The 9,709-nt window shown below is 37.8% G+C and carries 12 protein-coding genes; 6 read left to right on the top strand and 6 right to left on the bottom strand.

All coding sequences use genetic code 11. From position 1 onward, the window contains the following. Window positions 1-151 precede the first annotated feature (151 nt). Window positions 152-433 (bottom strand): hypothetical protein, encoded by a 282-nt coding sequence (locus HMPREF0083_RS05380; RefSeq protein ID WP_148315871.1) that lies wholly within the window; start codon window positions 431-433, stop codon window positions 152-154. Between the two features lie 513 nt (window positions 434-946). Between HMPREF0083_RS05380 and HMPREF0083_RS05375 the strand changes: the two genes are divergently transcribed. Beyond that, window positions 947-1,435 carry a GNAT family N-acetyltransferase gene (locus HMPREF0083_RS05375; protein ID WP_021620101.1) on the top strand — a complete coding sequence of 163 codons (489 nt, stop codon included), beginning with the start codon at window positions 947-949 and terminating at the stop codon, window positions 1,433-1,435. Window positions 1,436-1,593: 158 nt separating this feature from the next. Here HMPREF0083_RS05375 and HMPREF0083_RS05370 read toward each other — a convergent pair whose 3' ends face one another. Further along, window positions 1,594-2,451, bottom strand: coding sequence for a helix-turn-helix transcriptional regulator (locus HMPREF0083_RS05370; RefSeq protein WP_021620100.1), 858 nt, complete (start codon window positions 2,449-2,451; stop codon window positions 1,594-1,596). Window positions 2,452-2,740: 289 nt separating this feature from the next. Here HMPREF0083_RS05370 and HMPREF0083_RS05365 point away from each other — a divergent pair, with 289 nt between their 5' ends. The 3 genes from HMPREF0083_RS05365 (at window position 2,741) to HMPREF0083_RS05360 (ending at window position 4,626) form a co-directional block, all read left to right on the top strand. Beyond that, the gene (locus HMPREF0083_RS05365) at window positions 2,741-3,490 is read left to right on the top strand and encodes an SDR family oxidoreductase (RefSeq protein WP_021620099.1); all 750 of its coding nucleotides are present in this window, start codon (window positions 2,741-2,743) and stop codon (window positions 3,488-3,490) included. Window positions 3,491-3,601: 111 nt separating this feature from the next. Next, on the top strand, window positions 3,602-3,799 hold the full coding sequence (locus HMPREF0083_RS27885; RefSeq protein ID WP_148315869.1) for a hypothetical protein: 198 nt from the start codon (window positions 3,602-3,604) through the stop codon (window positions 3,797-3,799). A gap of 227 nt (window positions 3,800-4,026) precedes the next feature. Continuing rightward, entirely contained in the window at window positions 4,027-4,626 is a 600-nt protein-coding gene (locus tag HMPREF0083_RS05360) for a DUF4062 domain-containing protein (RefSeq protein WP_021620098.1), read from the top strand. A 253-nt stretch (window positions 4,627-4,879) separates the two neighbouring features. Here the strand turns inward: HMPREF0083_RS05360 and HMPREF0083_RS05355 are convergent, their stop codons facing one another. From HMPREF0083_RS05355 to HMPREF0083_RS29300, 4 genes are all read right to left on the bottom strand, one after another. Beyond that, window positions 4,880-5,413 carry a DUF4269 domain-containing protein gene (locus HMPREF0083_RS05355; RefSeq protein WP_040301585.1) on the bottom strand — a complete coding sequence of 178 codons (534 nt, stop codon included), beginning with the start codon at window positions 5,411-5,413 and terminating at the stop codon, window positions 4,880-4,882. A gap of 240 nt (window positions 5,414-5,653) precedes the next feature. Then, entirely contained in the window at window positions 5,654-6,154 is a 501-nt protein-coding gene (locus HMPREF0083_RS05350) for a GNAT family N-acetyltransferase (RefSeq protein ID WP_040301583.1), read from the bottom strand. 264 nt (window positions 6,155-6,418) lie between these two features. Next, window positions 6,419-6,595, bottom strand: coding sequence for a hypothetical protein (locus tag HMPREF0083_RS30085; RefSeq protein ID WP_412674512.1), 177 nt, complete (start codon window positions 6,593-6,595; stop codon window positions 6,419-6,421). 762 nt (window positions 6,596-7,357) lie between these two features. Beyond that, a complete protein-coding gene (locus tag HMPREF0083_RS29300) occupies window positions 7,358-7,540 on the bottom strand; it encodes a DUF8096 family protein (protein WP_081696006.1) in 183 nt (60 codons plus the stop codon). 328 nt (window positions 7,541-7,868) lie between these two features. Between HMPREF0083_RS29300 and HMPREF0083_RS05340 the strand changes: the two genes are divergently transcribed. Together HMPREF0083_RS05340 and HMPREF0083_RS27870 are read left to right on the top strand one after the other, a co-directional pair. Then, window positions 7,869-9,125, top strand: a complete 1,257-nt coding sequence (locus tag HMPREF0083_RS05340; protein ID WP_021620092.1) for an ATP-binding protein — start codon at window positions 7,869-7,871, stop codon at window positions 9,123-9,125. A gap of 23 nt (window positions 9,126-9,148) precedes the next feature. After that, window positions 9,149-9,394: a hypothetical protein gene (locus tag HMPREF0083_RS27870; protein WP_021620091.1), complete on the top strand. Its 246-nt coding sequence runs from the start codon at window positions 9,149-9,151 to the stop codon at window positions 9,392-9,394. Window positions 9,395-9,709 lie beyond the last annotated feature (315 nt).

Raw genomic sequence — 9,709 nt, 5'->3', positions numbered from 1 at the left:
TTCTTCCACCTTATGGATAATCAACAGGCGTGAATTTATTTAATTGTAAGGTATTGGGAAGTGTATGGAATTGATTGGTCATTTTGGGTGATAGGTAGGTGGTAACATCCCAAAAACCTCTCCAAGGATTAGGAGAGGTTTTTGATGCTTTTTACATAACTAATGCATCGAAACCTGGAATTACAAACTGTTGTAATCTATACAATGATTTATTTACTGTATAGATATTTTCCGTAGCCTTAATAATCACACTTGTGCTTATGGGGTTTTTTCTTCTTATGACAATAGCATGTACACCAGAAATCGTAATCATGGTCGCAATCATGTTTTTTGTGACAATTACAAGAATGTTTTTTATCATGTTTTTTGTGACAGTCAAAAAAATGTTTTTTATTATGGTCGCAATCATGCTTTTTGCAACAATCATAATCATGTTCCCATCCTTCATTGCAATCGTAATGCTTTCTTTCATACCAATCGTAATAGCTCATTATTTGCCCTCCTCTCTTATAAGGGTCAACATTCACTTTTGTTAGAAAGGAATGGTTGTCCTATATGCTATTCAGCTTCTGTTTTATAAGTTTGGACTAGCATCTCGTATTTTTTATTTTGGACTATAAAATTTTTAAAAAGTATATTTAAACAATTGATCGGATTAGATTCGCCAAAAATATGTTTATTTACAAATATAAGAAGTCAGGAGATATCCGTTCGTTATTCAATACAAAAGCAGATTACTAGACTACATGTTTGTCCGCTTAAATAGTGATGTTATGTTGTATTGCAAAAGCAATAAGCAAGGCAACTTTCTAATTACTGCTTCCGTATATATAACTGTGCTAGGTAATTAAAATGGAAAATAATGTATATTGAGTCAAGTTGCAGGTGGGCAAATTTTTTTATATAAATTACCATAGTCTATTATTTTTTGAGGAGAGAAATAAAAATGAAAATTGAACTGCAAAAGGTTAGCATTGAAGAGAAGCATATTTTAAGACATTTGTTAGAGCTGTATCAGTATGATTTTAGTGAATTTGATTTAGAGGACGTGAACGAGTCTGGTTTATATGGATATACATATTTAGATCATTATTGGACAGAGGAAGGAAGATATCCTTTTCTTTTTAGGGTAGGTGGTAAGGTAGCCGGCTTTGCTTTAATAAGGCAAGTGGGGATGACAGACTCTAATGATGCTATTTATTCAGTTGCAGAGTTTTTTGTGATGAAAAAATATCGACGAACAGGGGTAGGGCGCGATGTTGCATTCCGGTTATTCGATATGTTTAAGGGTTCGTGGAAGATAGCGGAAATGGAAGAAAATAGACCTGCTCAGGAGTTTTGGAGGAAAACGATAAAAGAGTATACCAAGGCTAATTTTAAAGAAATACAAGAAGCAGACTGGGATGGGCCCATACAGATATTTAGAACACGATAGCCCCTAGTGGCAAATTTTTTCGCGATATATGAGGGTGTCCCATCACTTTTGGGACACCCTTCTTCGATACCGCATATACGCATGGAAAACAGTAAGAAACCTATATATTGTATCCTGTTTGAGGCCAAATAACCTTTTGGGTCAGCTCCTAATTTGAATCATAAGCTTACTATTGTCCCCAAACGAGACTCCTGCCATAAATTTTCTAACTGTTCATTAGTTCCTGTGTTTTGGATTGGCGTATACACCCTCATCACGAAGTCACCGCTTTCAGAGACTTTAAAAGTATTGTAACGAAATGTCAACAGGCCAGTTTGAGGATGATGTATCACTTTTTCCCCTTCTGAATTTCCAGAAACATCATGTCGTCCCCACAATACCCTAAACTCCTCACTCCTGTCACATAACATGTTAACTAATTCCTGATACCACGAATCATTCATGTACAACGCATATCGGCTTCTGAAATGGGCTAACAGCATGGTGGCGACGTTTTCCCAATTAATAATGCGAGCTTTGTTATCCTGCATCATAAAGATGCGCCAAAGAATATTTCTTTCGATAGCTGCTACTTGATTAAAGTCTCCACATAGCGTACTTGTCATTTTGTTCCAAGCAGAAATGTTCCAGCGCCTGTCGATGACATAGGCAGGGTAGGACCCCAGCTTGTCGAGAATCTGTTGAAGGGCTGGAGAAATGGATTCATTCGCTGTTACTGTTGGAAGTACAGAATGATTAGCCAGTACGAAAAGATGATTGCGTTCGTCATCGCTGAGTCGGAGTGTTCGTACCAAGCTCTCCAGTACTTGTTCCGACACTTGAATGTCCCGCCCCTGCTCAAGTGCGGTGTACCATGGTAAGGAAATACCTGATAAGCTTGCTACTTCTTCTCGCCTCAGTCCAGGCGTACGACGGCGTGAGGTCTCAACCCGTAATCCCGCCTCATGCGGGGATAGACGTGAGCGACGGGTCCGGAGAAAATCAGCTAATTCTTTTCGTCTTCTTTCAGAATTCATAACAATGATACACCTCTATATCCTGATAGAATTTATAACAGTATCCGTACGAATAGCATTCGGAATCGTACTACAAATACAGACCTATTTGTGCTTTATAAGGCTGATTATAATCGACTTATCGCCTATAGTGAAGGAGGAGTCAGCAGTCAAACCGTGTTATGTAGCAAGTTCTAGTCTATGAAGAACGTTGAAATAAGACGTAGAAACAAGACATATTCGGTTGTTCAAGGCATAAAAAGATCGTATTGCAATACTATAACAAATAATCGAAAACAAAGGAGATTTTATGCTAAAACCAGAACAGAGCGATCGTAGAAGTACTTTGAGAGGCAAACGCGTTATTCTCCTCGGAGGAACGTCTGGAGTTGGATTTGCGACAGCCGAAGCCGCTGCACGGGAAGGGGCATCCGTAGTCGTAGTATCCAGTCGAAAAGAAAAAGTTGACAATGCAATCTCACGCCTCCCCCAAGGTTTGGAAGGGCATGTAGTTGATCTATCTAGTGAAGAACAGGTTCGTGCATTTTTCAGCCAAATTGGTGAATTTGACCACTTGGTTTTCTCAGCAGGCGAGTCATTACTAGTTGAAAATCTCAGCACAATTGACATGGAGACCGCACGGCGATTCTTTAACTTGCGGTACTGGGGGGCGTTTATGGCCGCTAAATACGGCAGTGAGAACATTAGACATGGCGGCTCCATCATCTTAACTTCCGGCGTTGCTGGAGTCCGACCGCAGAAAGGTTTTACGGTCGCAGCCAGCATATGTAGTGCTGTTGAAGCTCTGACCAGAGCGCTGGCCGTCGAACTCAGTCCACTTCGTGTCAACGCCGTTAGTTTCGGGCTCATGCGTACTGAGCTGTGGAATGGTATTCCTGAGGAAGACCGAAACGTAATGTATGAAACTGCCGGAAAAGCTCTCCCGATTGGCCGAGTGGGAGAACCCGAGGACGCGGCTGAGGCGTTCCTTTATTTAATGCGTGAAAAATACTCCACCGGACAGACCATTGTCGTGGATGGCGGTTCTACACTGGTGTGACTAATTGTACAAGAACTGTAAAATGCCTACACTTTAAGGTTCCAATGAATTTCACATCGAGTTTCAACAGACTCAATCATCGAGTGGCCTCCAGCACCGGGGTTACTCGTAATGTCAGCATGTTCTGAACCGTTACAATTCAGCAATAAAAAGACCGCACGAGGCCACCAGAGCTATGAGCTTGTTCTAGGTGGTCTCATACCAAACTGCTCCTTGGCTCCTTTAGGTAACTTTCCGCGCCGATATTACTTTACACGAAATCGTGATCGCTATAAAGCAGGATTCTCATCGAATGCAGCCGCCACCTGATGCTGAGCTAACAGTCAAGCACTGATTATGAAATTGAGCCAAAAATTTTCATATACTAAACCCCTCACAATAGGTTTTGCACTTGAAATAATTTCAACATTAGGCGAAATCAGATCAGCCTGCTTGTCAATCTTTTCCCTTACCAGAGTAAATCCCGGCAAATATTGATAAATAAAGTGAGCCAATGGTACAATTTATATTACTTTCATTATAATATAGGAGTGCCTATGAGAAAAAAATTACAAGTCTATATATCGTCTACTTTTTACGATTTAATTGAGGAAAGACAGGCCGCCGTAGAAGCTGTACTTAAAGCTGGTCACATCCCTGCTGGAGTTGAGCTATTCTTCAAGGAACCTCCAATGGAAACTCTCAAGAGATGGATCGATGAATCTGATGTATATATCCTAATTCTCGGAGGAGACTACGGTTTCATGCTTCGAGATGGCTCAAAAAGTTATACGCATTGGGAATATGACTACGCCGGAGAAGTTGGTAAACCTAGATTTGCTTTTGTTGTCACAGATGAAGCGTTAAGACGAAAGCCATACGACTTTGTAACTATGAAAAACTATCAGAGGCACCAAGAGTTTAAGCAATCGGTATTTGAAAACATACCTACATTTTATGCTGAGGATGTACGGCACATTAAGTTGGTTATTCATGATAAATTGCCAGAGTATGCAGGAAGAGACGATTTGTATGGCTGGGTTTCTGGCAAGGATGTCCTAGACGTACAAAAGTTATTGGAAGAGAATGCAAGTTTGTTGAGAGAGAATGCTAAATTAAATGCTGAGTTAGAGAAAAATAAAAGAGCAAATAAATGATATGGAATATTCCGAAATAGAGAAAACAAAGAAATTTTCAATTACGGCGTTATCGTAACAGTTTCAAAGGCCTGATCTAACATCGTTAAAACAAGTGAATAGGTTGGTCTTGAGCCGATTATATACGTGATAATTTCGCCATAAAAAAACTGCACCTCCAATTGTTAGTTGTGTCAAACAGTTTGGGTGCAGTTCATTCAACTACCGGCTTTTATTTAACTATCGATTTTTGTTAGTCCAAAAAAGTAGTTAATCAAAGGAGTACACCTAGTTTCCTGCCTAAAACAAGAATTTCATCATATGGATTTCCTTTCAATCCAAAAACTTGGGCAAAGGCTGGCTCGGTTTTCATACCCTCTTTCTTTAGTCGAATAATCTCAGGCTTTATGTGAGGGTACATTCTTAGAAGGTGATGCTCAATTATCATGTGACGATAAGCGTTTTGTTGTTCAACTGCCCTAGGCTGACCAAATAATTCAAATTCAAAGCCACCAAATTCAAAATTCGCTGTTATTGTTGGCGTACTTCTTATCATTTTTTCGCTTAAGACAAATTTGTCATGTTTATTATATAAAGAGTTAATCTCATACTTAAAAATTTTAAAATCATGAACTTCCATTACAATATCTAAATCTGAGCCCTCAACATCAATAGAGATTGGTATAGTTCCGCATAAAACAGGATTATATTTAGCTAAATCATTTAAGATTCCCAATTTATTAATAACATTGAATGCACGACGCTGATTTTGACTACCAGAATTCAAGTAGTTTATCATTTTAAAAATAAGGTTCCCCTCCTAAAAGGCTTTGTTTTCCTATTGTACAAGTTTTATTATATTCTTAACGTATACTTTCTTTGAAATTGCCAGTGCTTCTATCATCGCAAAAGAAAAATATCCTAATATATGTAAGAGTACATTTGAACACAAGCATATCCACCTTATCATTCATATGGAAATAAAAAAGGCCAACATAGGCCGGAAATTGGAATTTGGTGTGGGGTAAATTCATTTGAGAAGGATTAGCTAAAGTAAATGAGAAGGAATATAAAATGTTTGTGCAATACATGCTTCTTCATCTTCTATTATGGCTTCTTCTGTATATACCAGATTGTATTTTTGATAAAAAGCCTTCCAAAATCGAATAGCTGGTTGGTTCTTTTCTAGCTGTAAAACATAGTAGTTTCCAGGAAAAGATGAAAGTAATTGTTTAACAGCTTCTTTTCCTAGGCCCCGACCTCTATATTTATTTAACAAGAATATATCATTAATGCAGTAATCAATTTTGTCATTTTCTAGTGTTTTGACAAAGAGGATAAATCCAATAATTTGATTTTCTAGCATAATAAAAAAAGGGGTTAAGTTTGAGTCTGCAAAAAAGCAATCTAGATTTTCATAAATAAATACACCTTGTTCATTGATAGAAAGCTGGTTTGTATATGCTGATAAATCATGAAGATACAAATGGATTAAGTTATCTAGAATGTTTTTCTCCTTTAATTGAATCTTGACAAGTTCCACGGACATGAATGTAAAGCTCCTTTCATCTCTAGTGATATTTAAAACTGTAGTGTGGTAACAAGCTATGTATGGAAGTACCTGGTGAATTGAACTCTCTGGCTCCATTAGGTATGAGTACTTATTTTGACTGAAATTAAATCGATAGTAAAGTATAAGCTCTTAAAAATAAAAAGGCCAACATAGGTTGGTAGTACCCCTTGTAAGAAAGAGCCCCTATATGATCTGCCAGAGGGGCTCTTTTCCTTAGCAACTACGGTTGCCCTTAGAAAATTAGAAACAACGAGCACAACGAGCACAACGGGCACAATGACCGCAATGATGAAAACAGTTATGGAAACAATGGTGAAAGCAGTTATGAAAACAGTTATGGAAACAATTGTGACAACTACAATGACCGCATTGTCGAGCTGCATCATAAAACTGTTCTTGAATGCTAACAGGCATCATCGGGTCCGCTTTGAAACCGGCAACATCTAACCCCTGAATTTCCTTTTGGAAATCATTCATTTTTACAACCTCCATTTATTAATTTAATAAAGGGTGCCAGTAGTGTAATCAGCAGCCGTAAGGAAAAATAGAACAAATATAAGCAAAAAATAATTACATAACTGGTAAATCCACTAAATGCTTCGAATCTTCCCTTTGACAACATATGAACGTTAATGGGCGATTGTTACTGATTCAACATAAAGAAAACCACGCCTGTTGATTATCCATAAGGTGAAAGAAAAGATGCACGCGTCGGCGTGTTCCCTCGTCTTTTTCTCACAAGGAAGAGACACGGCCGCTTTGTGGCGCCACACGCTCCACACAGTACAGAGAGAAGGGGGCTTTTCGTCACTTTTCCCAAGCGGCTGGTAGAGCAGACAGCGAACAATATACATTTCTTTGCAGAAGATAAACCCATCGCCCATTATCACTAAAAACGACATTTGCCCAACACTTGTCTAAACCTATCCCCATAAGATAACACTATCTCTTATAGAACAAGGAGGGGAAATAAATGGGTTTCGGTTGTGGTGAAGACGTTATCGGCATTGTCCTCGTATTGTTTATTCTGCTGGTGATTATCTCATGTGCATGTAACTAATTTAACGAACAGGGCTTACAGTAGATAAGTAAGCTATCGAGGGTCACTTTTGGACATCAAAAGTGACCCTTTACATAAACAGCATTGTTGGAGTTTAACAGAAGGCACTGTATATAAAGTCAAATACTCTTCTTCATACCACAATTTCTACATTCTCTAAGGAAAATAGTATCCTTAACAGAACTTTTAAAATGGGCGTTACCGCAATTATCACAACGCCCGCTAATAACATCAGGGTATTCTCTATAGTCGTAAACAAGGGTCAAGTCATAGTCTTTATCTTCTTTTGTTTGAGTAGTCAATGGAATCACCTTTACGTTGGATTTAACTTTTCTATCATAACAGATAAATAGCGGGGGAGATAGGTAGCGATGTCGTGGTTCAAGATAAACGAAGGTGCCATTCCAGCCAAGCGGCCTCTTGATATTTAGTGTGCTCCATTTTATGCCAGTTAAATATTTACATATGCTGATTTCATGGTTATTATGGAAGCAAAGAAACATATTGGAGGACTTAACAAGAGCACTGGCTCATACCCAAAAGCATTCTAAAGTGGAAAAATCCATTTCAAGTTGAATTAGTTTTTGGAATCCTGCCTTTTTAGCAATTTTTATACTTTGGAGGTAGCATATGCTAAAAGATTTGTTATTGGATATTCTCGATATTTTGTTTCCACTCCTACTATATCAATTCATTATACTAACAAAACCTTCTATAAATAGGACACAAAAATGCCAGATGCTCCTGGGATTATTGTGCGGGACGGCAATCGTTTTATCCATGCTTTTTCCAACCAAAATCACGAATGACTTTGATGGTGATTTAAGAAGCATCCCATTAATTATTTCTGTTCTATATGGCGGTTATATTGGAGGAGTAGTCTCTTTTACGTGTTTTTTAATTTGCCGTTACTTTATTGGTCTGGATGGGTTCTTTATAAGTTTTTTTGCTTCATCTATCATCTGCGCTTTTGCATATCTTTTTGTTACTCATTTTGATAAAAGACCACCACGAACTCGATTTATCATTTGTATGAGTTTATCGCTAGTTGCATTTATCATTTTATGGTGTGCGTCCATCTTTTCATATCAAGTAAGGGAGTTTAGTACCATTTCAACCATATTACAAATTTGCCTGCTTCAATTGCTTACCATGTGTATGTCTGTTTTTTTGATGGAGGTAACAATTAAAACGAAATCGATGCAAGAACAAATTATCCGTACTGAAAAGTTAAATATAACTAGCCAACTGGCAGCTTCTGTGGCGCATGAAATCCGCTCGCCATTAACTTCTATTAAAGGTTTTTTGCAGCTTATGCTGCATAATGCCGAAGGGAAAAATAAGGGGTATTTGGAAATATCAATGGCTGAGCTAAAACGAGCAGAATATATCATTAATGATTTTCTTAATTTTGCCAAACCTCAAATTGAAACGGTTGAAGTGTTCACTATATGCCAAATATTAAATCAAATAAAAGAATCTGTATTTACGTTTGCACAAACGAATAATGTAAAATTGGATGTGAACTCAGAACAAAACTTATGGATCCAGGCAGATCAGTTTAAAATAAAACAAGCACTAATCTATATCATTAAAAACTCAATTGAAGCTTCAATGATTTCTCAAGGGCAAGTTTCTATAAAAGCCTATCGTAAATTGAATAAGGTTTGTATACAAATTTGTGATAATGGGACTGGTATGACATCTGAAGAATTGATGAGATTAGGAACCCCTTTTTACTCTACTAAAACGAATGGCACGGGACTTGGTCTTATGGTAGCGTTTAGGATCATCCAAGCGGTCAGTGGAAAATTGGAGTTTCAGAGTGTAAAGGGAAAGGGCACTACGGCTCTTGTGATATTTCCTGCGGTTGCGGACCATAAATAATTTCAAACAGCTAGGATTATTACTTGGTTTTTGCTGTTATTTATTGTGGCAGTTGTTATCAGCCGAATATTAATATCGGTTTTCAAGCAATAGATGGAATTAGACAGACGATTTTTCCTATTTCAGGGGGAAAGATCGCCTGTTTATTTCTTGTTCAACTAAAACCTTATTATTGCTTTTCTTATATGATGATTGATCAGAGCAACGCCTTTACCCCAGAGGTAGTAGTAGTAGAAGTATCAACACCAAATGTTGAACAGCTCATGTAACCTATTTTCGATTCCATTTGGAATGCTGGGGGATATCCTCGTTCATTAGGCTATACGGAAACAGGAGAATGGGCTAGGAGCCAGTAAAAATGTGCGCTCTCTTATATACAAAATACATAAGCTACATATCAGGATGGATACAGTCGACACCTTTAGCCTTAGAGGAAGAAAGTTTTCGTTTCTTGCAAATGGTAATCGAAGAGTAGCCGCGATAGCAAGGATAGCAAATAAATATACTTCTATATCTAGTTATATCGACTAAAGGTGTTTTTTATCATTTAAAAAACTTTCCTGTCAAATATTTTGAAAATCGTA

The sequence above is a fragment of the Aneurinibacillus aneurinilyticus ATCC 12856 genome, assembly GCF_000466385.1.
Taxonomy (GTDB): Bacteria; Bacillota; Bacilli; order Aneurinibacillales; family Aneurinibacillaceae; genus Aneurinibacillus; species Aneurinibacillus aneurinilyticus.
Note: the sequence above shows the minus strand (reverse complement) of the source record. Positions and strands in the feature narration are given on the sequence as shown.

What these genes read in the sequence shown, in the direction of transcription:
- HMPREF0083_RS05380 (WP_148315871.1), bottom strand. Translation starts at nt 433, where the DNA reads ATGATTATGATTGTTGCAAAAAGCATGATTGCGACCATAATAAAAAAC.
- HMPREF0083_RS05375 (WP_021620101.1), top strand. Translation starts at nt 947, where the DNA reads ATGAAAATTGAACTGCAAAAGGTTAGCATTGAAGAGAAGCATATTTTA.
- HMPREF0083_RS05370 (WP_021620100.1), bottom strand. Translation starts at nt 2,451, where the DNA reads ATGAATTCTGAAAGAAGACGAAAAGAATTAGCTGATTTTCTCCGGACC.
- HMPREF0083_RS05365 (WP_021620099.1), top strand. Translation starts at nt 2,741, where the DNA reads ATGCTAAAACCAGAACAGAGCGATCGTAGAAGTACTTTGAGAGGCAAA.
- HMPREF0083_RS27885 (WP_148315869.1), top strand. Translation starts at nt 3,602, where the DNA reads ATGTCAGCATGTTCTGAACCGTTACAATTCAGCAATAAAAAGACCGCA.
- HMPREF0083_RS05360 (WP_021620098.1), top strand. Translation starts at nt 4,027, where the DNA reads ATGAGAAAAAAATTACAAGTCTATATATCGTCTACTTTTTACGATTTA.
- HMPREF0083_RS05350 (WP_040301583.1), bottom strand. Translation starts at nt 6,154, where the DNA reads ATGTCCGTGGAACTTGTCAAGATTCAATTAAAGGAGAAAAACATTCTA.
- HMPREF0083_RS30085 (WP_412674512.1), bottom strand. Translation starts at nt 6,595, where the DNA reads ATGATGCCTGTTAGCATTCAAGAACAGTTTTATGATGCAGCTCGACAA.
- HMPREF0083_RS05340 (WP_021620092.1), top strand. Translation starts at nt 7,869, where the DNA reads ATGCTAAAAGATTTGTTATTGGATATTCTCGATATTTTGTTTCCACTC.